The 26,305-nt window shown below is 73.1% G+C and carries 23 protein-coding genes and 1 pseudogene; 15 read left to right on the forward strand and 9 right to left on the reverse strand.

Annotated elements, in window-relative coordinates:
• Positions 1-13 precede the first annotated feature (13 nt).
• The 5 genes from U5640_RS14520 to U5640_RS14540 all read right to left on the reverse strand — a co-directional run bounded on the left by U5640_RS14520 (position 14) and on the right by U5640_RS14540 (position 8,490).
• On the reverse strand, positions 14-1,081 hold the full coding sequence (locus U5640_RS14520; RefSeq protein ID WP_340376223.1) for a LacI family DNA-binding transcriptional regulator: 1,068 nt from the start codon (positions 1,079-1,081) through the stop codon (positions 14-16).
• A gap of 127 nt (positions 1,082-1,208) precedes the next feature.
• Complete coding sequence (locus U5640_RS14525; protein ID WP_340376224.1) at positions 1,209-3,629, reverse strand: beta-galactosidase; 2,421 nt, start codon at positions 3,627-3,629, stop codon at positions 1,209-1,211.
• Between the two features lie 638 nt (positions 3,630-4,267).
• Positions 4,268-6,025 (reverse strand): beta-galactosidase family protein, encoded by a 1,758-nt coding sequence (locus tag U5640_RS14530; RefSeq protein ID WP_340376225.1) that lies wholly within the window; start codon positions 6,023-6,025, stop codon positions 4,268-4,270.
• Complete coding sequence (locus U5640_RS14535; protein WP_340385103.1) at positions 6,013-7,149, reverse strand: MFS transporter; 1,137 nt, start codon at positions 7,147-7,149, stop codon at positions 6,013-6,015. Before U5640_RS14535 ends, U5640_RS14530 begins: the two co-directional genes overlap by 13 nt.
• Positions 7,150-7,437: 288 nt before the next feature.
• Positions 7,438-8,490 carry a Ku protein gene (locus tag U5640_RS14540; RefSeq protein ID WP_340376226.1) on the reverse strand — a complete coding sequence of 351 codons (1,053 nt, stop codon included), beginning with the start codon at positions 8,488-8,490 and terminating at the stop codon, positions 7,438-7,440.
• A 73-nt stretch (positions 8,491-8,563) separates the two neighbouring features.
• On the opposite strand from U5640_RS14540, the gene ligD reads away from it, so the two are divergent.
• The 3 genes from ligD (at position 8,564) to U5640_RS14555 (ending at position 10,993) form a co-directional block, all read left to right on the forward strand.
• The gene (ligD, locus tag U5640_RS14545) at positions 8,564-9,457 is read left to right on the forward strand and encodes a non-homologous end-joining DNA ligase (protein WP_340376227.1); all 894 of its coding nucleotides are present in this window, start codon (positions 8,564-8,566) and stop codon (positions 9,455-9,457) included.
• Positions 9,458-9,620: 163 nt separating this feature from the next.
• Positions 9,621-10,235 carry a DUF1326 domain-containing protein gene (locus tag U5640_RS14550; protein ID WP_340376228.1) on the forward strand — a complete coding sequence of 205 codons (615 nt, stop codon included), beginning with the start codon at positions 9,621-9,623 and terminating at the stop codon, positions 10,233-10,235.
• On the forward strand, positions 10,232-10,993 hold the full coding sequence (locus tag U5640_RS14555) for a DUF2182 domain-containing protein (protein WP_340376229.1): 762 nt from the start codon (positions 10,232-10,234) through the stop codon (positions 10,991-10,993). The genes U5640_RS14550 and U5640_RS14555 overlap by 4 nt, the downstream gene beginning before the upstream one ends.
• A 306-nt stretch (positions 10,994-11,299) precedes the next feature.
• Here U5640_RS14555 and U5640_RS14560 read toward each other — a convergent pair whose 3' ends face one another.
• Entirely contained in the window at positions 11,300-12,103 is an 804-nt protein-coding gene (locus U5640_RS14560; RefSeq protein WP_340376230.1) for an NERD domain-containing protein, read from the reverse strand.
• 163 nt (positions 12,104-12,266) lie between these two features.
• On the opposite strand from U5640_RS14560, the gene U5640_RS14565 reads away from it, so the two are divergent.
• From U5640_RS14565 to U5640_RS14615, 11 genes are all read left to right on the forward strand, one after another.
• Positions 12,267-12,776 (forward strand): dual specificity protein phosphatase family protein, encoded by a 510-nt coding sequence (locus U5640_RS14565; RefSeq protein WP_340376231.1) that lies wholly within the window; start codon positions 12,267-12,269, stop codon positions 12,774-12,776.
• A gap of 174 nt (positions 12,777-12,950) precedes the next feature.
• Positions 12,951-13,727, forward strand: a complete 777-nt coding sequence (locus U5640_RS14570) for a hypothetical protein (RefSeq protein WP_340376232.1) — start codon at positions 12,951-12,953, stop codon at positions 13,725-13,727.
• The gene (locus U5640_RS14575) at positions 13,724-14,989 is read left to right on the forward strand and encodes an ATP-binding protein (RefSeq protein WP_340376233.1); all 1,266 of its coding nucleotides are present in this window, start codon (positions 13,724-13,726) and stop codon (positions 14,987-14,989) included. The genes U5640_RS14570 and U5640_RS14575 overlap by 4 nt, the downstream gene beginning before the upstream one ends.
• 82 nt (positions 14,990-15,071) lie before the next feature.
• Positions 15,072-15,884: an SH3 domain-containing protein gene (locus U5640_RS14580; protein WP_340376234.1), complete on the forward strand. Its 813-nt coding sequence runs from the start codon at positions 15,072-15,074 to the stop codon at positions 15,882-15,884.
• 53 nt (positions 15,885-15,937) lie between these two features.
• A complete protein-coding gene (locus U5640_RS14585) occupies positions 15,938-17,317 on the forward strand; it encodes an FtsW/RodA/SpoVE family cell cycle protein (RefSeq protein WP_340376235.1) in 1,380 nt (459 codons plus the stop codon).
• A 17-nt stretch (positions 17,318-17,334) separates the two neighbouring features.
• A complete protein-coding gene (locus U5640_RS14590) occupies positions 17,335-18,792 on the forward strand; it encodes a penicillin-binding transpeptidase domain-containing protein (RefSeq protein ID WP_340376236.1) in 1,458 nt (485 codons plus the stop codon).
• A gap of 44 nt (positions 18,793-18,836) precedes the next feature.
• A complete protein-coding gene (locus tag U5640_RS14595) occupies positions 18,837-19,367 on the forward strand; it encodes a DUF3291 domain-containing protein (protein ID WP_340376237.1) in 531 nt (176 codons plus the stop codon).
• 94 nt (positions 19,368-19,461) lie between these two features.
• Entirely contained in the window at positions 19,462-20,400 is a 939-nt protein-coding gene (locus tag U5640_RS14600; protein WP_340376238.1) for a diiron oxygenase, read from the forward strand.
• A gap of 214 nt (positions 20,401-20,614) precedes the next feature.
• Positions 20,615-21,265: a helix-turn-helix domain-containing protein gene (locus tag U5640_RS14605; protein ID WP_340376239.1), complete on the forward strand. Its 651-nt coding sequence runs from the start codon at positions 20,615-20,617 to the stop codon at positions 21,263-21,265.
• 14 nt (positions 21,266-21,279) lie between these two features.
• Positions 21,280-21,588, forward strand: a complete 309-nt coding sequence (locus tag U5640_RS14610; protein WP_340376240.1) for a hypothetical protein — start codon at positions 21,280-21,282, stop codon at positions 21,586-21,588.
• 114 nt (positions 21,589-21,702) lie between these two features.
• A complete protein-coding gene (locus U5640_RS14615; protein ID WP_340376241.1) occupies positions 21,703-22,929 on the forward strand; it encodes an NlpC/P60 family protein in 1,227 nt (408 codons plus the stop codon).
• 26 nt (positions 22,930-22,955) lie between these two features.
• On the opposite strand, the pseudogene U5640_RS14620 reads toward U5640_RS14615, so the two are convergent.
• Both U5640_RS14620 and U5640_RS14625 read right to left on the reverse strand, forming a co-directional pair.
• Positions 22,956-23,305 (reverse strand): annotated as a pseudogene (locus U5640_RS14620) (tyrosine-type recombinase/integrase); the annotation flags it as partial.
• 344 nt (positions 23,306-23,649) lie between these two features.
• A complete protein-coding gene (locus U5640_RS14625; RefSeq protein WP_340385105.1) occupies positions 23,650-23,943 on the reverse strand; it encodes a 2TM domain-containing protein in 294 nt (97 codons plus the stop codon).
• Between the two features lie 353 nt (positions 23,944-24,296).
• On the opposite strand from U5640_RS14625, the gene U5640_RS14630 reads away from it, so the two are divergent.
• Positions 24,297-24,728 (forward strand): ester cyclase, encoded by a 432-nt coding sequence (locus tag U5640_RS14630; RefSeq protein ID WP_340376242.1) that lies wholly within the window; start codon positions 24,297-24,299, stop codon positions 24,726-24,728.
• 298 nt (positions 24,729-25,026) lie between these two features.
• On the opposite strand, the gene U5640_RS14635 is transcribed toward U5640_RS14630, so the two are convergent.
• Positions 25,027-26,280: a styrene monooxygenase/indole monooxygenase family protein gene (locus U5640_RS14635; RefSeq protein WP_340376243.1), complete on the reverse strand. Its 1,254-nt coding sequence runs from the start codon at positions 26,278-26,280 to the stop codon at positions 25,027-25,029.
• Positions 26,281-26,305 lie beyond the last annotated feature (25 nt).

The raw sequence follows: 26,305 nt of genomic DNA on the forward strand, positions 1-26,305 counted from the left end.
TTCCGGCACCGGGTCAGACGGTGCGCGTGCTGTCCCGGACGCGTAGTTCCACGGGGACCAGGGTCAGCGGCGGTACCGGTGGCCGCGGACCGGCGGAGGCGTCGATGCGGTCCAGCAGGATGCGCAGCGAGATGGTGCCGACGTCCGTGAAGTCCGTACGGATGGTGGTCAGCGGGGGCAGGAAGTGCGCGGCCTCCGGGATGTCGTCGTAGCCGACGACGCTGACGTCCTCGGGCACGCCGCGGCCCGCCTCGTGCAGGGCGCGCAGGACGCCGAGGGCCATCTGGTCGTTGGAGACGAAGACCGCGGTGACGGACGGGTCCTCGGCGAGCGCGCGGCCCAGGTCGTAGCCGGAGTCGGCGCTCCAGTCGCCGATGAGCGGGGCGTGGATCTCGGCCCCGGCCGCCTTCAGCGTGTCCCGCCAGCTGTCGGCGCGGCGGTCGGCGGAGGTCCAGCCGGTCGGGCCCGCCACATGCCGGACGGTCGGGTGGCCGAGGGACAGCAGATGCTCGGTGGCCTTGCGGGCGCCGGTGCGGGCGTCCGAGGTGACCATGGGGGTGCCGTCGCCGAGGTCGTTGTCCATGACCACCAGCGGGGTGTCCAGGTGGGCCTCGGCCAGCGCCCGGGCGACCCGGAGCTGGGGGGCGATCGCGATCACTCCGTCGGCGCCCTCGGCGGAGAGCCGGTCCGCCGCGCGGACGACGGTGTCCTTGTCGGCGGTGTCCAGGGCGATCGAGCTGACCAGGTAACCGGCCTCCTGCGCGGCCGTGTTGATGGCGGTGAGGGTGGAGGCGGGGCCGTAGCGGGCGGCGTCGAAGGAGATCACGCCGAGCATCCGGGTGCGGCCGCTGGCCAGGGAGCGGGCGCTGCTGCTCGGGCGGTAGCCGAGGGTGCGCATCGCCGCCCGGACGGCCTCGCGGGTCTCGGCGCGCACGGCCGGGTTGTCGTTGAGCACCCGGGAGACAGTCTGTTTGGAGACGCCGGCGAGTTTCGCCACGTCGTCCATCACGGGGCGCGCGCCGGCGAAGTTGCGGCGGCTGCGTCCCTTGGTCGCCGGGCCGTCGGCGGCGCCTGCGGTCATGGTGGGTGCTCTGCTTCCTTCGGCCTGGGCTGCTCCGCGGACGGGCCTGGCGCCGGCCGCGGATCCACCGGGCCTGCCCCGCCCGGCTGACCCACAGGATAGGCCGGGCGGGGTGGGGCGGCCGGGGTCAGGTCGGGCGGAGCGTCCACGTCGGGCGGTGGATCCACTCCGCGTGGGTCACCTCCGCGACGCCCGGGGCCGGCTCCACCGGCGTGTACACCTTCGCCCCGGCGGCCGCGGGCAGCACCTTCAGCAGGACGGGTTCGCCCGGCGGCACCAGCTCCGCGGCCAGCTCCCAGGGGCGCCCGGAGAAGAACTGGTCCGCCACGAGGTGCCCGGCCCGCGTGTACGCGCGTGCCGTGTCCCCCGTCCAGTGCAGTCGCAGCAGGGTGCCCTCGGGGACCCGCGCGGGGACGTCCACCCGGTACACGGCGGCCACGGTGTCGTAGTGCTCGTCGGCCGGGGCGCTCGCGCGGTCCAGGACACCGGTGACGGGGGTGGGCGCGGGGCCCGGCGGGCGCAGGAGGCTGACCGAGGGGTCCGGCAGGAGGGCGCCCCCCGGCTCCCGGTCAGGGTCCGGGTCGGGGTCGGGGAAGAGGGTGTAGCGGGTCAGGGCGCCGTCCCGGGTCTCTTCCAGGGTGGCGTCCGCGACCGTCGGGGGGCGGGCCGGGGCGGGGAGGACCGCCAGGGCCGGCCGCCGGCCGGGGCGCGGGTCCGTGCGGGCGTGGAGGCGTACCTCGTCCCGGACCTCGTCGAAGACGACCCCCTCCGGGGAGAGGATCAGCCGCGGGGCTCCCCAGGCCCGGCCCTTGTAGGCCGTACGGGCCGTCGTCGCGTCCAGGACCAGCAGGGCCACCGGGGTGCCGTCGGTGGTCTCCGTCTCCACGAGGGCGTCGGTGCCGGGGCGCAGGCCGGTGATCAGGACCCGGCCGTCCTCGCGGCGCACGGTCCCCGTGCCCGCCGCGAGGACCTTCCCCACCGTCCGTGCGTCCAGGGCCAGTTCGGGGGTGATGCCCTCCGTCGCGGCGAGCACCAGCACGGTGCGGCCGTCCTCGTCGGCGACCGTGCAGACCGGCTGGGCCGTGGCCCAGTCGAGGCGCAGGCCCGCCACGTCCAGGCGCAGGGGCCAGCAGAAGTAGGCGCCGGAGGGGACGGTGACGGGGGTGGTGGGCAGGGTGAGGGGCGCGGTGTCCGGGAACGCGACCGTGAAGGTGGTCCGCTCGTGGTCGGGCAGCGGCTCGTGCGGCTGGTGGTTGGTGACGAAGAGGAAGCCGTGGGCGCGGCCGTCGGTGCGGACCGCCCAGCGCAGGGTGGCGCCGTCGTGCCGGTCGGCCGGGCCGTCTGCGGGCAGGGCCGACTCCATGGGGGCGATCCGCTCGCCGAACTCCGCGAGCAGCAGGTGCTGGAGGCGGAGTTCGTCGTACGACGGGCGGTACTGGCCGTACTCGCCCAGCGGGGCCTGGAAGTCGTACGTCAGGACGGGCAGGTCGTTGGGGTAGGCGGTGGCGTGGGACTCCTGGAGGGTGGTGCGGTCACCGGGCGGGTTGGTGCCGCCGTGGACCATGTAGTAGCCCTGCCAGACCGAGCCGCAGCCGATCTTGGTGAGCGCGAGGGCGCCGATGTCGGCGGCGTCGACGCGCGGGCGGCGGTGGTAGGCGACCGCCATGCCGCCGCCCAGCTCGCAGGTGACCCAGGGGAAACGGTCGGCGTGGGCCGCCGGGTCGGTGCCGCGGACGGTCGTGGGGCGCAGGTCGGCGCCGATGCCCTCGTCGTCGCGCTGGTGGGTGAAGAAGAAGTGCTTGCGGCAGGTGTCGGGCCAGCCGCCGTCGTGCTCGGTCCAGAAGGTCTCCGGGTAGCCGCCGTGGAGCGGGAGCAGTTCGTCGCCGGGAAGCTGGACGCCGCCCCAGGCGGTGGAGGTCCACAGGGGTGCGTCGAGACCGGCTTCCCGGGCCATGCGTTTGAGGGTCAGCAGGTGGCCGGGCTGGTCGTACAGCTCGTTCTCGATCTGCACGGCGACGATCGGCCCGCCGGACGCGCGGTCCAGACCGGCGAGCCGGGCCCCGATCGCCGCGAACCAGGGGCGTACGGCGGCCAGGTACGCCGGGTCGTCCGTGCGGGGTGCGGGGGTGCGGGCCAGGACCCAGTCGGGGAGACCGCCGTTGCGCACCTCGGCGTGGGACCAGGGGCCGATACGGGGGATGAAGTCGAGGCCGTGGCGGGCGCAGAGGCGGGCGAACCGGCGTACGTCGCGGTCGCCGTCGAAGCGGAGGTCGCCCTCGGTCTCCTCGTGGTGGATCCAGATGAGGTAGGAGGCGACCGCGGTCACCCCGCCCGCCTTCATCTTCAGGAGCTCCTCCTCCCAGCGGGGCGCCGGATGGCGGGAGTAGTGGAACTCCCCGGAGACGGGGAACCACGGGCGCCCGGCGCGGGTCAGCCAGCGGCTGGTCACCTCGATGGGATCGGGAACGCCCGGTGCATCGGTGAAGGGAAGATGCCCCCGCAGGGGCGGTGCGGAGGGGCCGGGAACCTGAAGGTGGTGACACGGCATCGGGTGAACTCCGTGGTGGGGCCCGAGGCTTGGGCACGGGCCAGGGGCTGCTGCGGGCGGGCGGGGAGGGTGTGCGTGGGGGTGGCGCTCGGCGCCGCCACGGGCGCTTGCCACTCGGGTGGGCTGGGCACCAGACGCCGGTTCGAATCGCGGTCGACCCCGGTCCGGCCGGGGCCGGGACAGAAACCGGACCAGGACACAAACCGGACCGGGTCGGGCTTCAGCACGTGGTCCGGCCCTGATCCGGTCCCATGTCGGAGCCGGCGCGGGGCCTGATCCGGGCCGAGCCGTGACCGGACCAGAGCCGGATCCGGGCGCGGGGCCTGACCCGGGCCCGAGCCGAGTCCGGGCCCGAGCCGCATTCCGGCGCGGGGCCTGATCCGCGACGGAGTCGGGTCCGGGCCAGGTAAGGGCCCCGATCCGGGGCCGGGCCCGGCCCGAGCCAGGCACCCGAGCCGAATGCAGGTGCGGGACCTGGTTCACGGCCGAGCCGGGACCCGGGCGGAACCGTGCCCCAGCCCGAGCCGGGACCAAGCCGGGGCCTGGGCCAAACCCGAGCCGGTGCCCCGGGCCAGCCTGGGCCGGGGCCGAGGTGGGGCCGGGCCGAGGTGGGGCCATGGGTGAGGTCGGGGGTGGTGTCAGGGGGTCGTCGGGCCCAGGTCCGGGGTGTTCCTGAGGTGGGCCCTGGGGGTCGTCGTGCCGTGGAGTTCGAGGAGGACCAGGTCGTTGGTGCCGGGGCGCAGGACGGGGGCCGGGACGTAGAGGGTGCGCTGGGGGCCGCGGTTCCAGTAGCGGCCCAGGTGGAAGCCGTTGACCCAGGCCTGGCCCTTGGTCCACCCGGGGAGGGAGAGGAAGGTGTCGGCGGGTTCGTCGACCTCGAACGTGCCCCGGTGGAAGGCCGGTTCGGCCGAGGTGGGCGTGGTCGCCGGGGCGAAGGCGGCGGTGGGCGGCACCTCGTCCACGGGCAGCGGGTGGCAGTCCCAGCCCTGGAGCGCCTCGCCGTCGAGGGTGACCGGGCCCAGCAGGCCCTTGGGGACGCCGATGCGGGGGCCGTAGTTGACCCGGCCCATGTTCTCCACCAGGACGTCGAGTCGCGCGCCGGCGCGGGGGACGTGGACCGGGAGGCTCTCGTCGTAACGCTCGCGTTCGAGGACGCCGGCGGGGGCGCCGTCCACGAAGACCTGGGCGCGGTCGCCGACTCCGCCCTCGAAGTGGAGCAGGCCGGGCCCCTCGGCGGGGACGGTGGTCCGGTAGAGGACGTAACCGGCGCGCCGGCCCAGCGCGTCGGCGGTGACGGGGTCGGCGGAGTGCACCCCGTCGTGGCCGAGCCGCTGGAAGAGGGCGAGCCGATGGGTCAACTCGACCTCGGTGACGGGCAGTTTGCGGGCCGGGGACGGCACCGGCTCGTCCGGGACCCCGGCGTGACGGGCGATCACCTCACGGAACGCGTGGTACTTGGGCCCGGGGTCGCCGCTCTCGGTGAGCGGGGCGTCGTAGTCGTACGAGGTGATGGTGGGCGCGTAGGCGTGGTGGTGGTTGGCGCCGTTGGTGTAACCGAAGTTGGTGCCGCCGTGGAACATGTAGATGTTGACGGAGGCACCCGCGGCGAGGAGGCGGTCCAGGTCGGCGGCGGCGTCCGCGGCGTCCCGGCCGTGGTGCGGGCCGCCCCAGTGGTCGAACCAGCCGATCCAGAACTCCGAGCACATCAACGGGCCTTCGGGCTGGTGCTCGCGCAGGCGGGCGAGGGAGGTGTCGACGCGACTGCCGAAGGTGCCGGTGGCGAGGACGCCCGGGAGGGTGCCCCGGGTGAGGTGGTCGCCGTCGGTCTGGTCGCAGGTGAAGAGGAGTTCCTCGACGCCGCGGGAGCGCAGGCTGCTCTCCACGTGCTTGAGGTAGGCGGTGTCGTCGCCGTACGCGCCGTACTCGTTCTCCACCTGGACGGCGATGACCGGTCCGCCCGACGCGGCCATGTACGGCAGGAGGGCGGGCAGGAGCAGGTCGAGGTAGCGGTCGAAGGCGTCGGTGAAGCGGGGGTCGCTGGTGCGCAGGCGGATGTCGGGGTCCGAGGTCAGCCAGTAGGGGAGGCCGCCGCCGTCCCACTCGGCGCAGATGAAGGGGCCGGGGCGCAGGAGGACGTGGAGGCCCTCCTGCTGGGCGAGGCGCAGGAAGCGGGGGAGGTCGAGGAGGCCGTCGAGGTCGAGGGTGCCGGGGGTGGGCTCGTGGAGGTTCCAGGGGAGGTAGGTCTCCACGGTGTTCAGGCCCATGAGGCGGGCCTTGCGCAGACGGTCGGGCCATTGGTCGGGGTGGACGCGGAAGTAGTGGAGCGCTCCGGAGAGGATGCGGAAGGGGGTGCCGTGCAGGAGGAAGCCGTCGGTGGTCGTGGTCAGGGCGGGCATGGGGTTCCCCTTCGGTGCGGTTCGGTACGGAGTGACGTGCTGCGGGCGGGGTGCGGGCCGGGAGCCGACGGCCGGGCCGGGGTGCGGGTCGCCCGGGTCAGCCACAGGGTCGCGGCGAGACACAGGGCCGACACCGCGGCGAGCAGCAGCGGTACGGCGCGGACGCCCGACCACTCGATGACCTTGCCGAGCGAGGGGCCCGCCGCGACCCCGCCCGCCAGGGAGGCCGCGATGACGAGGGCGCCGGCCCGGCGGGCGTGGGGCGCGGCCCGGTGGAGCCGGGGCAGGCCGGTCGGGAAGATCGGCGCGATGAAGAGACCGACGCCCGCATAGGCGTACGGCGCGAGGTCCGGTACGGCGGCCGGCAGCAGGCAGGCCGTCATTCCCGCGCAGGAGACCGTGATGATCGCCTGGGCGGAGAAGCGCAGGGCGAGCGGGGCCGCGAGGAAGCGGCCGGCGGTCATCATCAGCCAGCACACGGAGGTGGCGGTGGCGGCGATGCCCGCGCCGTAGCCGGCGGTCTCCAGGTGGGTGGGTTCCCAGCCGCCGACACCGGCCTCGATGCCGACGTGCAGGACGTAGAGGGCGACGAACACGGTCAGGACGGAGCGCAGGGCGCGGCGGGCGGGGGCGGTCGCGGGCCGGCCGGGAGTGTCGCCGGGCTGCGGCGGGACGTGGTCGCGTACCCCGCGCAGGCACCGCAGCAGCGGCAGGGTGACCAGGGCGAGGGCGGGGAAGACGGTGGGGTGGCGGTCGGCGCCGACCGCGCCGATCAGGGCGGGGCCGAGGATCGCGCCCCAGTCCGGCGCGAGCGCGAAGCCCGCCGCGCCGGTCGCCATCAGCAGGTACGAGCAGCCGAGCAGCCGCCGGTTGCCGATACGGCCGTACAGCCGGTCGAAGAGGAGCACGCCCACGACTCCCCCGACGAAGTGGGCGCTCAGGGCCGGCCCCGTGGCGGAGGGCGAGAGTCCGAACTCCTCGCGCAGGGCCGGGATGGCGGGCCCGTAGAAGGCCTGGAGCGCGCCCATCAGCGCGAAGGCGCCACAGGCGGCCGCGACGGCGGCGGGGCGGAAGGCGGGGAGGAAGTCGGGGAGTAAGTCGGGGAGGTCCAGCGGTCCAGGCACCTGCCCGGGCACCGTCACCGCCACCGGCACCGTCACCGTCACCGCCACCGGCACCGGCACCGGCACCTGTGGGGTATGCCGTCGCCGCGTGCGCTGGTCGGTCACGCGGCCTCCAGGGACGGACGGCCCACGGCGGTGTGGGCAGGGATGTCGTGCTCTCCGACGAAGCTCGATGTTACCGGTAACATCGCCGCCGTCAAGAGTGCGGGAGCCGGGGTGGGCGGGTGAGCCGACGGGCGTCGAGGACGCCCGGCCCGGCGAGGCGGCCGGGGCGGGACGGCCGCCCGATCAGGCCGTACGCTTGCGGGCCGCCGTCTTCTTCGCCGGGGTCTTCCTGGCCGTCGCCGTCTTCTTCGCGGCGGTCTTCTTGGCCGTGCTCTTCGTCGCCGACGCGGCCTTCTTCGCGCTCTGGGCCGACTTGGCGGTCTTGGCGGTCCGGGCCGTCGACTTGCGGGCGGCGGGCTCCGCACGCTTCGTGGCCGACGTGGACTTCTTCCCGGCCGGCTCCTTGGGGCGCGAGAGGGATCTGAGCCCGGTCTCCGCCGGGGGCGCCTCGCCCCGCGACTCCTTGGCGGCGCGCACACTGTTCTCCAGGGCCGCCATCAGGTCCAGGACCTTGCCGCCGGAGGGCGCGGAGGGCGTCTCGGGCGGTGTCTCGCCGGCCGCCTTCGCCGCGACGACCTCCTCGACGGCCTCGCGGTACTCGTCGTGCAGGTCGTCGAGGTCGACCTCGCCGAGGGTGTCCATCAGGGCGTCCGCGAGGTCGAGTTCCTTGTCGCGGACGGTGACGTCGGTGTCGGGGGCGAGGCCCTCGGGGGCGCGGACCTCGTCCGGCCAGAGCAGGCCGTGCATGGCGATCGCGTCGCCGACCACCCGGAGCATGCCGAGGCGCTCACGGCCCCGCAGCGCGTACTTGGCGATGGCGACCTTGTGGCTGCGCTTGAGGGCTTCCCGCAGGAGGGTGTACGGCTTCGCGGCGGGCGCGCCTCCGGCCTGGAGGTAGTAGGCGGCGTCCATCTGGAGGGGATCGATCCGGTCGGCCGGGACGAAGGCCACGATCTCGATCGTCTTCGCGGTCGGCAGGGGGAGGTGGGACAGGTCCTCGTCGGTGATCGGGATGATCGTGCCGTCCGCGTCCTCGTAGCCCTTGCCGATCTCCGCGGTGCTCACCTCGCGGTCCTCCAGCTCACAGACCTTGCGGTAGCGGATGCGGCCACCGTCCTCGGTGTGGATCTGACGGAAGGAGATCGAGTGGCTCTCGGTGGCGTTCACCAGCTTGATCGGGATGCTGACGAGACCGAAGGAGATGGCGCCGTTCCAGATGGATCGCACGGGCAGCAACCTCCTGAGCACGGGAAATTATGGCAAATGGAATGATTCGCACTCTTTGCGTGATTCGTGTGATTCTCATCGTATGACGCCGATCGCGGAGGTGGAGGGGCGGAGGCTCGCCCTCAGCAACCTGGAGAAGGTGCTGTATCCGGCGACCGGCTTCACCAAGGGCGAGGTGCTCCACTACTACGCCACGGTCGCCGACGTCCTGCTCCCCCATCTGCGGGACCGGCCGCTGTCCTTCCTGCGCTATCCGGACGGGCCGGACGGCCAGGTGTTCTTCGCCAAGAACGTGCCGCCGGGGACGCCCGAGTGGGTGACCACGGCGCAGGTGCCGCGCTCGGAGGGGCCGGCGCGGATGGTGGTCGTACAGGATCTGGCGAGCCTGATGTGGGCGGCGAACCTGGTGACCGAGTTCCATACGTCCCAGTGGGTGATCCAGGACCCCGGGCACGCCGACCGGCTGGTCTTCGACCTCGACCCGGGGGCGCCGGCGGGTGTCGCGGAGTGCTGCGGGGTCGCGCTGTGGCTGCGCGAGCGGCTGGCGGAGGACGGGATCGAGGCGTGCGCGAAGACGTCCGGGTCGAAGGGGCTGCACCTGGTGGCGGCGGTGCGGGGGGCTTCGTCGCAGCGGGTGACGGAGTACGCGAAGAGGCTGGCGGTGGAGGCGGAGCGGGCGATGCCCTCGCTGGTGCTGCACCGGATGACACGGAGTCTGCGGCCGGGGAAGGTGTTCGTGGACTGGAGCCAGAACGCGGCCCGCAAGACGACGGCCACGGCCTACACCCTGCGGGCCCGGGAGACTCCGCTGGTGTCGGCGCCGGTGCGCTGGGAGGAGGTGGAGGCGGTCGCGGGGTCGGGGGAGGCCGGCCGGATGGCGCTGGGGGCGGGGGAGGTGATGGGGCGGGTGCTGGAGTGGGGTGACCTCCTGGCGCCGGTGCTGGACCCGGACCGCGCGGGCGGGGTGCCGGGGTGAGTTCGTACGTCCGCCCCGGTTGCGCGGGGCCGTCCGGCCACGGGCGGCGGATCTGCGCCACGGGGCTCGTCGGGAATAGCCTGGAGTGAGCGGCGCCGGGGCGGAGCGGATCCTCTCGATGCGTCCCCTTGCCCCGGGGGCCGCACGACAGGGAGGAAGTGCTATGCCCTGGAATCTGAGCGGCACGTACCTGGAGAGCTGCAACTGTGACGTGGTGTGCCCCTGCACCACCTCGGGCCTGACGGCACCGGCCGACCACGAGCGCTGTCAGGTGACCTTCGCGTTCCACGTGGACAGCGGGACCGTGGACGACGTCGACGTCTCCGACCGCAGCGTGGCCGTCTTCGTCGACGGGCCGCGGGTGATGGCCGAGGGCGGCTGGCAGGTGGCGCTGTACGTCGACGCGGCAGCCGACGACGGCCAGGCGGAGGCGCTGGGCAGGGTCTTCTCGGGCCAGGCGGGCGGGCCGATGGCGGGGCTCACCCCGCTCATCGGCGAGGTCCTCGGCGTGCAGCGCGTCCCCATCGACTACCGCGACGACGGGCGCCTCCACTCCGCGCGGGTGGGCGACGCCATCGACGTCGAGATCGAGGACCAGGTCGCCCCGCAGTTCGGCGACGACGGTCCGGTGATGAAGCTGACGGGCATGTTCCACCCGGTGAACAGCACCCTGACGATCGCCCGGTCCACCCGGGCGACGGGCTCCGGCGTGTACGGCCGGACCTGGGACTTCACGGGCGGCAACGGACACGCGGCCCCGTTCACGTGGTCCGGATGACCGCGGGGCCGGCCACCGTCCGCGGGCGGGTGGCCCCCGTCGGGCTGCTGCTGGTCGTGGCGGCCGCCGCCTGGGTCTGGACGGTGACGCGCTGGGGCGGCATGTCGGCGATGCCCGGCACCATGGGCCTGGGGCTTGCCGCGTTCCTGGGCGTGTGGACGCTGATGATGACGGCGATGATGCTGCCCGCCACGGCACCCGTCGCCGCCCTGTACGCGCGCACCATCACCGTGCACCGGGCCGCGCGCATGGTCGTCTTCACGGCCGCCTACCTGCTCGTCTGGGCCGCGGCCGGGCTGCCGGCGTACGCGCTGGCCGTCGGCCTCGGGCGGGCGGCGCGCCTGCCGTCGGCGGCGGGCACGGCGGTGGCCGCGGCCGTGTTCGCGGTCAGCGGCGTCTACCAGCTCACGCCCCTCAAGGACCGTTGCCTGGCGAGGTGCCGCTCGCCCATCGGCCTGATGCTGCGCTACGCCGCGTACCCGGGGCGCTCGCGCGATCTGCGGGCCGGAGCCCACCACGGGGCCTACTGCCTGGGCTGCTGCTGGTCGCTGATGGTGCTGCTGGCGGCGTTCGGCGTGATGAACGTGTGGGCCATGGTGGTCCTGGCCGCCGTGATCACCGCCGAGAAACTCGCTCCGGCCGGCCGCCTGGTGGCCCGCGCCGTGGGGATCGCCTCGATCGTCCTGGCCGTAGCGGTCTTCTGGTTCCCGTCCCTGGCTCCGGGCCTCACCGGCGGCGACGGTATGACGGGCATGTGAGCCCAGGGCGCGGCCGACCGCCGACCGGGGCCACGCACACCCTCCCCGGGAACCGTCCCGGCCGTCACCATCTCCGGGGCCACCGGCCCTCACGGTGGTGGCGGGGCAGCCGGCATGCGGGGGCGCGGCAGCACCGACCACCCGCACGGTCAGGACAGCCGACCGGGGCCACGCACCCCCTCCCCGGGGACGGCCGGCAGGCGGGGTGCGCTTCCGATGGGCGGCGAGCGGTCGGGGGAGCCGTCCGGGGCCCGTGGAAGCTCTTCCCGCGGAAGAGCGAGCGACCGCTCCCGCCCGTCGGGGCGGTCAGAGGTGGGTCCAGGTGTTGCGGTCGCGGGCCATCGCGTGCAGCGCCTCGACGTCGGCCGGCTTCAGGACTCCGCCGAGGCGGGTGAAGTTCTCGATCTCGGGGGCCGTGACGACGCGGACCTCGCGGGGGGCCGTGGTGAAGGTGACCTCCGTGGGGGCGACCAGCGCCAGGACGGGGCGGACCTCGGCGGTGAGGGCGTGGGAGGCGCGGGCGGCGTCGGTGCGCAGGCGGCGCAGCAGGGGGTCGGGGTCGCGCCGGCCCAGGGTGACGTGCGGGTCCGCGACGCGGACGCGGGCCTTGCGGGCGTAGAGGGAGTGGATCGTGAACAGGCCGCCCGGGCCGATCGTCAGGTGGTGGAGGCGGTCGCCGCCGGGGAGCGGGATCGAGTGCAGGGTGTGCCAGCCGGCGCCGTCCAGCCGGTCCAGGGCCTCGCCGACCGTCTGCTCGGCGGTCAGGGCGTGCCGGCGCGGGTCGGGCCGCAGCCGATGGGCGGGGGCGGGGTCGCGGTCCAGGGAGACCAGGAGGGCCTCGCCGGGACGGTTGGGGGCGAGGTCGTCGTCCGGGTGGAGGGCGAGGCGGGCCAGTTCGGCGGGGGTGGGCACCGGGGGCGGGCCGACGGTGACCGAGCCGGTCAGGAAGGGGCCGAGCGCCTCCAGGACCTCCTCGCGCCGGTCGTCGGCGAGCAGATTGACCCGGGCCGCCTCACGGTCGTACCAGGCGATGTTCCTGCCGTCGGTGAGACAGACGTAGAGCCGCTCCCGGCCATGCCGCCAGGTCGGTACGACGCGCAGTCCGGTCATGCGTCATCACCCCATGACCATGGGAACAGGCGGGGTGCTGCGAGGGCAAGAAGGCGGTTACCTTGGGGAGGAGTTGGGCAGGTCATAGGGCCCAGGCCCTGTGTCATGTCCCCGACGTGGGGCAGGACACGGGCCTTCTGGGAGCGCGCGTGGGGAGGCGCCGTTGCGGACCCGCAGGAAGCAACCCGAGGTACCGGCTCCGGACCGTCCGTGGGACGAGATCGTGCCGGGGCTGTGGATGGGCTGCCACGAGTACCGGGGGCCCTCCGGACAGCCGGCCCTCGCCGTGGTGCGGGACGAGTTCGATCTCGTCCAGACGCTGACCCGGGCCCGCTCGGGCCACGGTCCCGACCCGGGGGTGGTGCACCATGTGTGGCCGATCCCGGACGGGCCGCTGGACGGCACCCAGCTCGCGGGCGTGATCCGGCTGGCCCAGGCCGCCGGCGAAGCCCTGGACCAGGGACGCAGGGTCCTGGTGCGGTGCTACAGCGGATACAACCGGTCGGGGCTGGTCGTCGCCCACACGCTGATGAGGCGGGGCCACCCGGCCGACGAGGCGATCCGGCTGATACGGTCACGGCGCTCGCCCTGGGCCCTGCACAACGAGTTGTTCGTGGAGTACCTGCGGGCCGGACTGCCGACGGCCAGGCTGCTGGAGGAGCTGGCCGAGTGACCGTGCACAATCGTTTCCTCTCCATCCTCCGTCCCCTCCTCCGCTCCACCCTCCGGTCCACTCTCCGCTCCGCCCTCGGCCCGTGTACCACCCGGCACCACCCGGTACGCAAAAAGGACTTCCCTACGAATAAGGTGTACGGGGCCGCGCATCACCATGCACCTCAGGAGTCCCGTGCCGCCCAGCCGCCGCCCCTCTCGCCCGGCCCGCACAGCCCGCGCCGTCGCCGCAGCCGCACTGCTGGCCACGGCGACGGCGGCCTGCGGTGACGCGGGCGGCCTCCAGGGCGCGGGACCGACCGCGACCGCGATCAGCCCCGACCGGCTCTGGCCGAATCTGACGCCCGCCTCCAGCCCCGCCTTCGCGATCGGCGAGGTGGAGACCGAGGTGGTGAAGGGCGTCACCGTCCCCGGCGGGAACATCCACGAGGTGGACCCGGTCGCCGTCGTCCGCGCGGAGATCGCCGCGCACCCCGGCGACTACGGCCCGGGGGCGCACCGGGAGACCGCCCGGCGGATGAGCGACTGCGGGAAGAGCGGCACGGCCGGGCGGGCGTGCCCCGTCCTCCAGGCGTACTACCGCGATCTGACCGGCGACGGGCGCGACGACATGACGCTCGGCTTCCGGCAGCTGCCCGGCAACCTCACCGCCGTCCGGGTGTACACCGTCCGCGGCCATCGGCTCGTCCAGATCATGGCCTACGAGGACGCGGTCAGCGGCGTCGAACTGGCCGGCCGCGCGGTGATCATCCGGGCCCCCTCGGAGGTCGCCGGCTACGAGTACCGGCTGCAGTGGACCTGGGACCCGCAGCAGCGCGCGATGCTGCTCACCCACGACGAGATGCTGCGCATCGGCACGCCCGGGAGACGCCCCTCTCCGCGTCCCTCCGCGTCCGCCTCCCCCGGCATATCCCCCGCCGCCTCCCCCGTCGCCCCGGAGAGCGGCCGATGAGGCTCGCGCTCCCCCGGTGGGCCGGCACGCTCGCCCTGAAGGCCGCCGTGTTCATCACGGTGATGTGCTGTGCGCTCGCCGCCCTGCTCGGCGTCCTCGTGCACGTGTCGGTGACCAACCAGACCGTCGGCCAGGCCCGCGACCTCGCGCTCTCCCGGCTGACGGACGCGACGGCGGCGTTCGAGGCCGGGGACAGCCTCGGCTGGGGCGCGGGCGTCGACCCGCCGGGGCTGCCCGCCGCGCTGCGGACCCTGGCGCTGGCCGGGGAGCGCGGCACGATGGTCGCCGACACCGCCGGGCGCCCCACGATGTGGGCGGCCGGTCCCGCCGACGGGGGACGGGCCCTCGCCGTACGCGTCGACTACACGCAGAGCGCCCGCACCATCGAGGCGCTCGACTCCGCGATCCTGTGGTCCGCGGGGCTGGCCATCGGCGCCACGCTCCTCGTGGGCGCGTTCGCGGTGACCCGGGTGACCCGCCGGCTGCACACGACCGCGCGGGTGGCCCGGCGGATCAGCGCCGGCGATCTGGACGCACGGGTGGACGACCCCCGGGCCAGGCAGCCGGGCCGGCCGCAGGACGAGGTCGGGGCGGTCGCCGCCGCGCTCGACACCATGGCGGCCACGCTCCAGGGCAAGCTGCTGAGCGAGCAGCGCTTCACCGCCGACGTGGCCCATGAGCTGCGCACCCCGCTGACCGGACTGCACGCCGCGGCCGAGCTGCTGCCGCCGGGCCGGCCGACGGAGCTGGTGCGCGACCGGGTCGCCGCGCTGCGCACCCTCACCGAGGACCTGCTGGAGATCTCCCGGCTCGACACCGGGCGGGAGCGGCTGGAGCTGGGCACCGAGGAGCTGGGGGCGCTGGCCCGGCGGGTCGTACGGGCGTCCGGAGCCGACACGGAGATCAGGGTCGTACGGGACGCACGGGTCGAGACCGACCGGCGGCGCCTCGAACGGGTGCTGGGCAATCTGGTGTCCAACGCGCACCGGCACGGGCGGGGGCCCGTGGTCCTCACGGTGGACGGGCCGGTGGTCGCCGTACGGGATCACGGGGACGGTTATCCGGAATACCTCCTCGCGCACGGGCCGCAGCGGTTCCGCACGGAGGGCGGGGCGAAGGGGCACGGACTCGGGCTGACCATCGCGGTCGGCCAGGCGGAGGTGCTGGGGGCCGAGCTGGCCTTCGCCGACGCGCCCGAGGGCGGGGCGGTGGCCACGCTGACGCTGCCTCAGGCCGCACACCTCCCCGATGGCGCAGCGTGACGGGCGACACGCGCGAGCCGCTCCTAATCTGGCGTCAAGTCAGATTCTGAGCCGTTTTCATCCTCTTCATGGAGGTATCGCCATGTCCCTGCGCCGCTCCGCCCTCACCCGCCTCGCCCTGGCGACCGCCGTCGGCGCTCTCCTCACCGCGGCCGTCGCCACCCCCGCCACCGCCGACGACGACTGGAACGGCGACGGCGGCGACCCCGGCACCAGCACCTGGGACCAGGGGGGCCAGGGCGGTGGCGGTGGTGGCGGTGGTGGCAACTGGAACCAAGGCGGGAACGGGAACAGCAACACCAACGGCAACACCAACGGCAACGGCAACGGCAACAGCAACAGCAACAACTGGCAGAACCAGGGCGGCGGCCAAGGCGGCAACGGCGGCGGCGGATGGAACCAGGCCGGGGGCCAAGGCGGCAACGGCGGCGGCGGATGGAACCAGGCCGGGGGCCAAGGCGGCAACGGCGGCGGCGGATGGAACCAGGCCGGGGGCCAAGGCGGCAACGGCGGCCAGTGGAACCAGGGCGGCGGCCAAGGCGGCGGCGGCAACGGCGGCGGCGGCAACGGCGGCGGCGGCAACGGCGGCGGCGGATGGAACCAGGGCGCCGGCCAGGGCGGTGACCACCAGTGGAGCCAGGGCGGCCACCAGGGCACCCAGCGCCTCTTCCGCGGCCGCGTCACCGCGAACACCCTGCTGCTGCGCAGCAAGCCCACGCGGGCCAGCCAGGTGATCCGCTCCGTCCACCGCGGCGAGATCGTGTCGATCTTCTGCAAGACGCCCGGCGAGACCGTCGACGGCAACCCCCTCTGGTACCTCCTCACCGACGGCACCTGGGCCTGGGGCTCGGCCCGCTACATCGAGAACATCGGCGAGGCGCCGCGCTGGTGCTGACACACCCTCACTCCCAGGACTCACACAGCACATCATTTGGGTAGGTTCCGGACATGACGAGTGCCGGAACCGGAACCGGAGCCACGACCGCGTTCGCCGCGGCCGGCGCACCCTCCCCCGCCGTACGCCTCCCCCGGCGCCGCGGCATCGAGCTCGCCCTCATCGTCGTGGCCGTCCTGCTGTCCGTGTACGGCTACTGCGCGGTCGGCGTCGCCCGGCACGGCTCCGTCCCGCCCGGCGCCGTGGGCTACGGCGCCGGGCTCGGCGTGCTCGCGCTGGTCGCCCATCTCGCCGTACGACTGCGCGCCCCGTACGCCGACCCCCTCCCGCTCCCGATCGGGGTGCTGCTCAACGGCATCGGGCTGGTGCTGATCTACCGGCTGGACCTGGAGACACCGGGCGACCGGGCGGCACCGACCCAGCTGGTGTGGTCCACCCTCGGCATCACCCTGTTCATCCTGGTCGTGGCGGCGCTGCGGGACCACCGGGTGCTCCAGCGCTACTCCTACGTCAGCGTGGTCGCCGCGCTCGCCCTGCTCACCCTGCCCATCCTCTTCCCGGCCGTGAACGGTGCCCGGATCTGGATCCGGGTCGCCGGGTTCTCCATCCAGCCCGGCGAGTTCGCGAAGGTGCTGCTCGCGGTGTTCTTCGCCGCGTACCTGGCGGCGAACCGCACCGCACTGGCGTACGCGGGCCGCAAGATCTGGTTCGTGCAGCTGCCGACCGGCCGGGTGCTCGGTCCGATCGTCGCGATCTGGCTGCTGAGCGTGGGCGTGCTGGTCCTGGAGCGGGACCTGGGCACCTCGCTGCTCTTCTTCGCGCTCTTCGTGGTCATGCTGTACGTCGCCACCGGCCGCACCGGCTGGATCGCGGTCGGTCTGCTGCTCGCCTCGCTCGGCGCGGTGGCGGTCGGCCGCCTCGAACCGCATGTGCACGGCAGGATCGAGGACTGGCTGCACCCGTTCGCGTCGATCGACGCCGGCCTCGGGCCCAACCAGCTCGCGCAGTCCCTGTTCGCCTTCGCGGCAGGCGGGGTGCTCGGCACCGGGCTGGGGCTCGGCCACTCCGTCCTCATCGGGTTCGCCGCGAAGTCGGACTTCATCCTGGCGACGGCGGGCGAGGAACTGGGTCTCGCCGGCTTGTCGGCGCTCTTCCTGCTCTACGGGCTGCTGGTGGAGCGCGGCTACCGGGCCGGCCTCGCCCTGCGCGACCCGTTCGGCCGGCTCCTCGCCGTCGGGCTCGCCTCGATCGTGGCGCTCCAGGTGTTCGTCATCGCGGGCGGGGTGACCGGACTGATCCCGCTGACCGGCATGGCCATGCCCTTCCTGGCCCAGGGCGGCTCGTCGGTCGTCACCAACTGGGCGATCGTGGCGCTGCTGATCCGGGTGAGCGACTCGGCACGACGGCAGTACGACGGCAGCACCGCCCCCTGACCAGAGAGGTACCGTCCGTGACCCGGCACATCCGGCATGCCGCCGTGTTCTGCGCCCTGCTCCTGCTGGCACTGCTGGTCAACGCCCTGCGCGTGCAGGTCGTCCGGTCCGCCGCCTACGACGGCAACCCGGCCAACCGGCGCGAGTCCATCGCCCGGTACGGCCAGCCGCGCGGCGACATCCTGGTCGGCGGCGCGCCGGTCACCGGCTCGCGGGACACCGGGGAGCAGCTGCGCTACGAACGGACGTACGCCGACGGGCCGTTGTACGCGCCGGTGACCGGCTTCGCCTCGCAGGAGTACGGGACGACGTTCCTGGAGCACTCCGAGGACGATCTCCTCTCCGGCCTGGACCCGATGCTCTCGCCGTTCCCGCTGTGGAACGACGTGACGCGCGGCCGTCCGCCCGGCGGAAACGTCGTCACCACCCTCGACCGGCGCGCCCAGCGTGCGGCCTTCGCGGCGCTGGACGGGCGCAAGGGCGCGGTCGCGGCGGTGGAACCGGCGACCGGCCGGGTGCTGGCGCTGGTGTCGAGTCCGTCGTACGACCCCGCGCTGCTGTCCGGGAACGACCCGGGCGCCGAGGCTGCCTGGCAGCGGCTGAACGGCGACCCCGACCGGCCGATGCTCAACCGGGCGGTGCGGCAGACGTATCCGCCGGGCTCCACCTTCAAGGTGGTGACCGCGGCGGCGGCGCTGGACGCGGGCGTGGTGACGGATCTGGACGCGCCGACCGACTCGCCCGTGCCGTACCGGCTGCCGGGGACGACGACCCGGCTGACGAACTCGGGGGACGGCTGTGCGGACGCCCCGGTGCGGGAGGCCTTCGAGTGGTCGTGCAACACCGTGTTCGCGAAGCTCGGAGTGCGGGTCGGGCTGGCCCGGATGTCGCGCACGGCGCAGGCGTTCGGCTTCAACGACCCGGACGTGCGTATCCCCTTCCCGGTGGCCACCAGCACCTTCGACACCTCGCTGGACCAGGCGCAGCTCGCGCTGTCGTCGATCGGGCAGTACAACACCCGGGCCACTCCGCTGCAGATGGCGACGGTGGCGGCGGCGGTGGCCAACGGGGGCCAGGTGCGCGAGCCGTACCTGGTGGAGCGGACCACGCGGCGGGGCGGGGCCACGGTGGGGACGGCCGGTTCCCGGTCGGCGCGGCAGGCGATGTTCCCCTCGACCGCCGTACGGCTGCGGGAGCTGATGGAGGACGTGGTGCGCGAGGGCACGGGGACGAGGGCGGCGATCCCCGGTGCCCGGGTCGGCGCCAAGACCGGCACGGCGCAGCACGGCATCGGCAACGCCGGGACGCCGTACGCCTGGTGTGTCTCGTGGGCGCAGGGGCGGCGGGACATCGAGCCGAGCGTGGCGGTGGCGGTGGTGGTGGAGGACGGCTCGGCCGACCGCGGGGAGATCACCGGGGGCGGGATGGCGGCGCCGATCGCGCGGGCGGTGATGGCGTCGGTGCTCGCTCCGTGAGACGGGGGCTTTCCGGGGCGACAGGTCCGTCCTACGGTTCGCGCATGACTGACACCACGAGGACCAGGACCACGGAACCGGCCGCCTTCGAACTCGCCCAGGTCAATGTCGCCCGTCTCAGGTTTCCGCTGGATTCAGCGGAGTTGAAGGACTTCGTCGATGCGCTCGACCCGGTCAACGCGGACGCGGACGCCGCGGACGGTTTCGTCTGGCGGCTCCAGTCGCAGGAGGGCGACGCGACCGGCATCGAGGTCTTCGGCGACGCCTGGCTGATCGTGAACATGTCCGTGTGGCAGGACATGGACGCGCTGACGGCGTACATGTACCAGGGGCGGCACCGGGAGATGCTCGCGCGGCGGCGGGAGTGGTTCGAGCGGGTGCGGGAGGCGATGGCGACCCTGTGGTGGGTGCCGGCGGGCCACCGGCCCACCGTCGCGGAGGCGGAGGCCCGGCTGCTGCACCTGCGGACGCACGGCCCGACGCCGTACGCCTTCACCCTGCGCACCGCGTTCCCGCCGGAGGGCGCCCGACCGGAGACCTTCGAGGCACCCGAGGGCCTCGGCTGCCCGGCCTAGCGGCCGCCGTCCGGGCAGGCCGGTGACGCGTCGGCGCGTCGATCCCCGGCGCAGGGGATTGACGTGCTTGCTGACAAGCAGTCTCATAAGAGCCATGACGACCCTCACGGACGACGAGGCGCCGGCCGCACTGCGTGACGCCCTCGGTCTGCTCAAGGACCGCGAACAGGTGGCCGAGCGGCTCCTCGCCTCCTCCGCCAAGCACTCCTTCGACCCCGACCGGGAGCTGGACTGGGACGCGCCCTTCGAGGAGGGCAAGTGGTTCTGGCCGCCGGAGCTGGTGTCGCTGTACGACACCCCGCTGTGGAAGCGGATGGACGAGGAGCAGCGGATCCTGCTGTCGCAGCACGAGGCGGCGGCGCTGGCGTCCCTGGGGATCTGGCTCGAGATCATCCTGATGCAGTTGCTCGTCCGGCACATCTACGACAAGGCGGCGACGAGCGCGCACGTGCGGTACGCGCTCACCGAGATCGAGGACGAGTGCCGGCACTCGAAGATGTTCGCCCGGCTGATCGCCAAGGGCGGCACACCCTGGTACCCGGTCAGCCGGGTCCACCAGAACATGGGCCGCCTGTTCAAGACCGTCTCCACCACTCCCGGCTCCTTCACCGCCACCCTCCTCGGTGAGGAGATCCTCGACTGGATGCAGCGCCTGACCTTCCCGGACGAGCGCATCCAGCCCCTGGTCCGGGGCGTCACCCGCATCCACGTGGTGGAGGAGGCCCGGCACGTCCGGTACGCCCGCGAGGAACTCCGCCGCCAGATGGTGACCGCCCCCCGGTGGTCCCAGGAGTTCACCCGGGTGACGTCGGGCGAGTTCGCCCGCGTCTTCTCGGTCGCCTTCGTGAACCCGGACGTCTACACGCACGTCGGGCTGGACAAGCGCGAGGCGATGACCCAGGTGAAGGCGAGCGCCCACCGCCGCGAGGTCATGCAGACGGGCTCGAAACGCCTGACGGACTTCCTGGACGACATCGGGGTGCTGCGCGGCGCGGGCCGCCGGCTGTGGAGGTCGTCGGGCCTGCTGGGCTAGTGCCGTGACCGGGAAGGTTTGCCGGGAAGCTCGCGGCGTCCGGTGCGGTGCATCGCAAGGCGGAGCGTCGCCCGCGTACTGGATGTACTCGGGTGATGCGACAACGCGGCGAGGTGCCGTGCCGGGCGTCGCGAGCCGGTGAACCTTTCCGGTCACGGCACTAGATCCGCCCGGCCCAGGGGGCACGCGGCCGGGCAAGAACTACGCTGCACACATGACCCCCGCCGCCCCCGCCTACCGCCGCCTCAGTGTCGAGGAGCGGCGCAGCCAGCTCCTCGACGCGGCGCTCACCCTCTTCGCCCACCGGCTCCCCGAGGACGTCTCGCTGGACGACGTGGCGGAGGCCGCCGGGGTGTCCAGACCACTGGTCTACCGCTACTTCCCGGGCGGGAAGCAGCAGCTCTACGAGGCCGCGCTGCGCTCCGCCGCCGAAGAGCTCCGGCACTGCTTCGACGAGCCCCGCAGCGGCCCCCTCCTCCCCCGCCTCGCCCGCGCCCTGGACCGCTACCTCGGCTTCGTCGCCCGCCACGACGCCGGCTTCAGCGCCCTGCTCCAGGGCGGCAGCGTGGTGGAGACCTCCCGTACGACGGCCATCGTGGACGGTGTACGACGGTCCGCGGCCGAGCACATCTACCGCCACCTCGGGGTCGCCGAGCCGGGCCCCCCGCTGCGGATGACCGTGCGGATGTGGATCACCGCGGTCGAGGCGGCCTCGCTGATCTGGCTGGACGAGGGCAAGGAGCCGCCCGCCGAGGAGCTGCGGGACTGGCTGATGGAGCAGTTCGCGGCGGCCCTGACGGTGACCGCGGCCCGTGATCCGCAGACCGCCGAGCTGGTCCGGGCCGCGCTGAGCGACGCGGACTGACCGACACTGGTGCGGTGAAGAGCGAAGACACCCCCTTCGAGGGCGGCCCGATGGACGGCCGGGTGCTGCCGGTCCTGCTGGGCATGACCGGGCACCCGCCGAAGACGTACCGCATCCCGGTCCCCGACGCGGCGGGCGGACCGCCCACGGTCCTGGTGTACCGGCGGGTGCCGCGCGGGCACAGCAAGCGGCTGGGGCTCCAGCAGGGGTGGAAGTACGAGTACGCCGCCGAGGGCGACACGGGGTCCGGCCGCCCGAGGTGGCCGTGGTCGAAGCCGGGACCCACCACGCCCAGGGAGCACCGGGACGACACCGAAGAGTGATGTGACTGGGCCGAACCGAGCAGCCGGGCGCGTACTTTCTTCTTACATGTCCCATTATCACCCTGCGGGTTCGAGGGGCCACCCGGGCCACCTCCCCGCAGTGGAGGTGATGACGTGTCAGGAAGGCTGCTGCGTCTGGCCTGTGCGGTCTCCACGGCGGCGCTGGCCGCGCAGGCCGTCTGGGCGGGCGGTGTCGCCCTGGCCGTACCGGGACCGCAGCCCCCGGCCCCGGCTCCGGCACCGAGTCCGACCCCGGCCGCGACCCCGCCCGGCGGCCGCACGGTGGCCGAGCTGCTGACGGATCTGCAGCGGCTGTACCGGGAGGCCGAGAAGGCGACCGAGGCCTACAACGCCACCGAGGAGGCCCTCAAACGGCGCCAGTCCGAGACCGACCGGCTGGACGCCGATCTGGCCGCGGCCCGGCTGACCCTGCACGAGAGCCGGGGCGCGGCCGGGCGACTGGCCCGCCAGCAGTACCAGAACAGCCTCGACGTCTCCCCGTACGTACGCCTGCTGCTGGCCCGCGACCCCCAGCAGGCCCTCGACCAGGGGCATGTCATCGGTCGGCTGGCGCGGGAGCGGGCCGAGACGGTGGGCCGGCTGGAGGGCAGCGAGCGCCGGGCGGACGGGCTGGCCCGCGCGGCGCGCACGGCCCTGGACCGCCAGCTCACGCTCACCGAGCGGAGCCGGAAGGAGCGCGACGACGTCCGCCGCCGCCTCGACGACGTCGAAAGACTCCTCGCCTCCCTCACCGCCGCCCAGCTCGCGGCGATCGCCGAACTGGAGCAGGACGGGGTGGCGCAGGCCCAGCGGAAGCTGATCGCGTCCGGCGCGCTCAAGGACGACCACAAGGCCTCACGCGAGGGCGAGGAGGCCCTGCGCTACGCCGTCCGCCAGATCGGCAAGCCGTACGAATGGGGTGCGGAGGGCCCGAAGACGTACGACTGCTCGGGCCTGACCTCCCAGGCCTGGCACCAGGCCGGCACCTCGATCCCCCGTACCAGCCAGGAGCAGTGGGCGAGGCTCCCGCGCATCCCCCTCGCGGACCTGCGCCCCGGAGACCTGGTCCTCTACTTCCCCGAGGCCACCCACGTGGCGATCTACATGGGCGACGGCATGGTGATCCAGGCCCCCCGGACGGGTGAGAAGGTCAAGATCTCCCCGATCGCGTCGAACCCGATCCTGGGAGCGGTACGCCCGGATTCCCCGCCCGAAGGGACGGACCTCCAGCCTCCCGTGACCTCGGCCAGGCACGCGGCCGTCTTCTCGGGCTCGGAGAAGACAAGCCGACGGCCCCGCAAGGCATCTACCAGCGGTTTCCATCGAACTGGTCAGCCCTGACGGGGCCGTGGGCCGTCGGTGGGCCGTCAGGCGTGACGTGGGGTCTTGTCATAGACCGTCGCGATTGCCGTACGGGTCCGCTCCTGGCTGCTCGGCATGAGGTGCGCGTAGATCCGTAGCGTCAAGGCGGCGTTGCTGTGCCCGAGGCACTCACTGACTGCCTTGATGCTCTCCCCGCCGTCCAGAAGCGCGGACGCGTAGAAGTGTCTCAGCGCATGCATGCCGTGCTCGCGCGCCGCCGCGTAACCGGCCGCCTTGCTCGCTGCTTCGGAATGACGCCGGCCGCGACGAGCGCAGGCTTCCACGCCTCCTCGTTCAGGGAAGTGCGCCACACGTGGTTGCCCCCAGGCGCCATGAAGACGATCCGCCGGGTCACCGTGGCAGCGTGGCTGAGGCCGGTGGGGGTACAGCGAGGCACACGCGCGCCTGATCGGTCGACGCACCCGCCATCGTGCCCGACTTTCGTCGGCTGGGACTCAGACCCTAAGAGCGAGCTTTCGCCCTGGGTGCTCCGGTCGTGCCATTTGCGTGCCAGATCCTTCGGGGAATCACGGGGAACAGCGGGGATTGGCCAGGGATGCGGCAAGGGCACCAGCACCGCCCCGCCGCAGGTCAGCGCAGTAATCACCGCCAGAGAACCCGAGCTTCCCAAGCTGAGAGCCCGCGTTCGTGTCGCGCCGGTGAAGGGGGCTGTGCCACCTACGGACCGCGCGCTCCTACTCAGCGCATGCTGCGCAGCTCCCGATCGATGTCCTCGTCCGTGATGGGCCGCCGGAAGTGGGCCTGCCACGCGTCGAGCAGCAGGAATACGCCCCACCCCCCAAGGACCCAGCCCGGCCAGAAGTATCCTGCACCCGTCAGTCCCCACACCACGATCAAGAATGCGTTGATCACGATGTAGGCCACGAAGTCAGCGCGGAGTTTGCGCTTCTTCTCAAGCCGCTTGTGAGCCCACTCCCTCTCCGGCGTCGTCCGTGGCGAGTGTGAATCGTCCGAGCCCAGGGGACCCACCATGATCGCCACCTCCTCAGTTCGCAGGGGGCTGCGCGTCTCTTTCCAATGATCCCCCTGACCGGTTGGGTACGCCGCTCAAGTGCGGCGCGGGCCCTGTCTGGCAGCACGCACACAGGCAGGGCAGTACTCGGGCACCAACCCACAAGCCGACCGCGCGTGAACGCAGGTGAACGCCCCCGAACGAACTCCAACACCCCACTTCCACAGCTGGAAAGCGTATTGGCCACGTGATGAGGTGGGCTGCGGCCTGCGACATGGTCCCGAGGTGCTCCCGGAAACCACCCGCAGGAGATGCACAGTCGGACGCGGCGGGTCAGCATCGAAAGAGCGGGATGTTCCAAGTGGAGGTTCCCATGGCCGACAATGAAAACTTCGTCCGCGATCTCTTCCGGGCCTGGAACGATCGGGACTACGACGCCATCGCCGGGTCCGTCGCTCCGGACTGCACCCTCATCGAGGAAGGCAGCGGCAGGACGCTGCAGGGGCCGGAGGGCTTCACCCGGCTCGCGAAGGCCATGTTCGACGCGATGCCCGACGGCAAATTCACCCTCGACCACCTCACGTCCCAGGGGGACACGGTGGTCGTCGAGTACACGGGCAGCGGGACCCAGACCGGGGACCTGGTTCTGCATGCGGGCACCGTGCCCGCCACGGGGCGTCACGTCACTGGGCACGCATGTGACATCTACAAGGTCAAGGGCGGCAAGATCCATGAGGGCCGCGCCTATCTGGACACCGGCGCCATCATGAGCCAGCTGGGTCTGACCGAGCAGTTGCGCGGCTAACAGCTCTGGTCGCCGGCATTGCAGCGTGGCTGAGGCCGGTAGGGGTGCAGCGAGGCATACGCGTGCCTGGTCGGTCGGCGCACCCGCCATCGTGGCTGGCTGTCCGCGGCGGAGGTTCCGTCGGCCGAAGGTGTCCGCCGTCTGGCAATCAACCACCCTTGAGGTTCAACACCAAGAACACCCGCGGCCCCGGAGAGGCTGTCTCCGGGGCCGTCCGTGGGCCGTGCGAGGGCGGCCGGTGCTGACCGACAACGACAGATGGTGACGGCCGGAGCCCAGGTCAGAGGGCCCGGGGCCCTCAGGCTCCAGTGACCGAGGCCAGATACGCGGCCGTCTTCTCGGGCTCGTAGAAGAAGTTCTCGAAGTCGGCCGGGTCGTTGAACGCGTTGGCGAAACGATCAGCCACGACCGGCAGCTGCCCCGCCGCCCCCAGCAGGTTCACGATGTGCTCCGGCGGCGGGGCCAGCATCGCGTTGGTCCACTTGGTGACGTGCCGGGCGGTGTCCCAGTAACGGTCGAAGGTGGCCTGCATCCACTCCTCGTCGAACTCCTTCTCCCCGTGTTCGAGGATGGACGCGAGGTAGGCGGCCGCGCACTTGGAGGCGGAGTTGGAGCCCTGGCCGGTGATCGGGTCGTTGGCGACGACGACGTCGGCGACGCCCAGTACCAGGCCGCCGCCGGGCAGCCGGCCGATCGGGTTGCGGACGGTGGGCGCGTAGCGGCCGGCCAGCGTGCCACCGGCGTCGGTGAGCTCGACCTTCGTCGCCCGCGCGTACTCCCAGGGCGTGAACCGCTCCATGAGTTCCAGGGTCAGGGAGAGGTGCTCGGCCGGGTCCTTGACGCCGTTGAAGACGTCGAGCGGGCCGCCGGGTATGCCTTCCCAGAACAGGATGTCGGCCCGGCCGGAGGTGGTGAACGTCGGCATGACGAAGAGTTCGCCGACCCCGGGGACCAGGTTGCAGCGGACCGCCTCCATGTCCGGGTGCTCGGCGCGGGGGCCCATGCCGTGGACGTACGACACGGCGAGCGCGCGCTGCGGCTCGGCGTACGGGGAGCGCTCGGGGTCGCGGGCGAACATCGACACCAGCTCGCCCTTGCCCGCGGAGACCAGGACGAGGTCGTAGGCGCGGGAGAAGTAGTCGAGGTCGGAGACGGCCGCGCCGTGGATGACGAGCTGCCCGCCGCGCTGGGCGAAGGTCTCCATCCAGCCGGCCATCTTCACCCGCTGGTCCACGGACTGGGCGAATCCGTCGAGGGTGCCCACCCAGTCGATCGCCCGCTGCGTCGGGCCCGGGTCGTGCGAGCCGGGGGCCGCGACCGAGACGCCGAGCCCGGCGATCTTCGGGGCCTGGGACTCCCAGAAGCTGAGCTGGAGGTCGCGCTCGTGCTGGAGCGCGGTGTGGAACATGCACTGCGTCGACATGACCCGCCCGGAGCGGATCTCGTCCGCCGTCCGGTTGGACATCAGGGTGACCTCGTACCCGTGCGACTGGAGGCCGAGGGCGAGCTGGAGACCGGACTGACCGGCTCCGACGACGAGTATCTTCCGCATGCGGGGAGACTCCTTGTGGGGACTG

Origin of the sequence: Streptomyces sp. SS7, assembly GCF_037993025.1 — a bacterium.
Classification (GTDB): domain Bacteria; phylum Actinomycetota; class Actinomycetes; order Streptomycetales; family Streptomycetaceae; genus Streptomyces.

Bases quoted from the DNA above. Each gene is read 5' to 3' on its own strand.
- U5640_RS14520 (WP_340376223.1), bottom strand. From the start codon at position 1,081: ATGACCGCAGGCGCCGCCGACGGCCCGGCGACCAAGGGACGCAGCCGC.
- U5640_RS14525 (WP_340376224.1), bottom strand. From the start codon at position 3,629: ATGCCGTGTCACCACCTTCAGGTTCCCGGCCCCTCCGCACCGCCCCTG.
- U5640_RS14530 (WP_340376225.1), bottom strand. From the start codon at position 6,025: ATGCCCGCCCTGACCACGACCACCGACGGCTTCCTCCTGCACGGCACC.
- ligD (WP_340376227.1), top strand. From the start codon at position 8,564: ATGACGCCGATCGCGGAGGTGGAGGGGCGGAGGCTCGCCCTCAGCAAC.
- U5640_RS14550 (WP_340376228.1), top strand. From the start codon at position 9,621: ATGCCCTGGAATCTGAGCGGCACGTACCTGGAGAGCTGCAACTGTGAC.
- U5640_RS14555 (WP_340376229.1), top strand. From the start codon at position 10,232: ATGACCGCGGGGCCGGCCACCGTCCGCGGGCGGGTGGCCCCCGTCGGG.
- U5640_RS14560 (WP_340376230.1), bottom strand. From the start codon at position 12,103: ATGACCGGACTGCGCGTCGTACCGACCTGGCGGCATGGCCGGGAGCGG.
- U5640_RS14575 (WP_340376233.1), top strand. From the start codon at position 13,724: ATGAGGCTCGCGCTCCCCCGGTGGGCCGGCACGCTCGCCCTGAAGGCC.
- U5640_RS14580 (WP_340376234.1), top strand. From the start codon at position 15,072: ATGTCCCTGCGCCGCTCCGCCCTCACCCGCCTCGCCCTGGCGACCGCC.
- U5640_RS14585 (WP_340376235.1), top strand. From the start codon at position 15,938: ATGACGAGTGCCGGAACCGGAACCGGAGCCACGACCGCGTTCGCCGCG.
- U5640_RS14595 (WP_340376237.1), top strand. From the start codon at position 18,837: ATGACTGACACCACGAGGACCAGGACCACGGAACCGGCCGCCTTCGAA.
- U5640_RS14600 (WP_340376238.1), top strand. From the start codon at position 19,462: ATGACGACCCTCACGGACGACGAGGCGCCGGCCGCACTGCGTGACGCC.
- U5640_RS14605 (WP_340376239.1), top strand. From the start codon at position 20,615: ATGACCCCCGCCGCCCCCGCCTACCGCCGCCTCAGTGTCGAGGAGCGG.
- U5640_RS14625 (WP_340385105.1), bottom strand. From the start codon at position 23,943: ATGGTGGGTCCCCTGGGCTCGGACGATTCACACTCGCCACGGACGACG.
- U5640_RS14630 (WP_340376242.1), top strand. From the start codon at position 24,297: ATGGCCGACAATGAAAACTTCGTCCGCGATCTCTTCCGGGCCTGGAAC.
- U5640_RS14635 (WP_340376243.1), bottom strand. From the start codon at position 26,280: ATGCGGAAGATACTCGTCGTCGGAGCCGGTCAGTCCGGTCTCCAGCTC.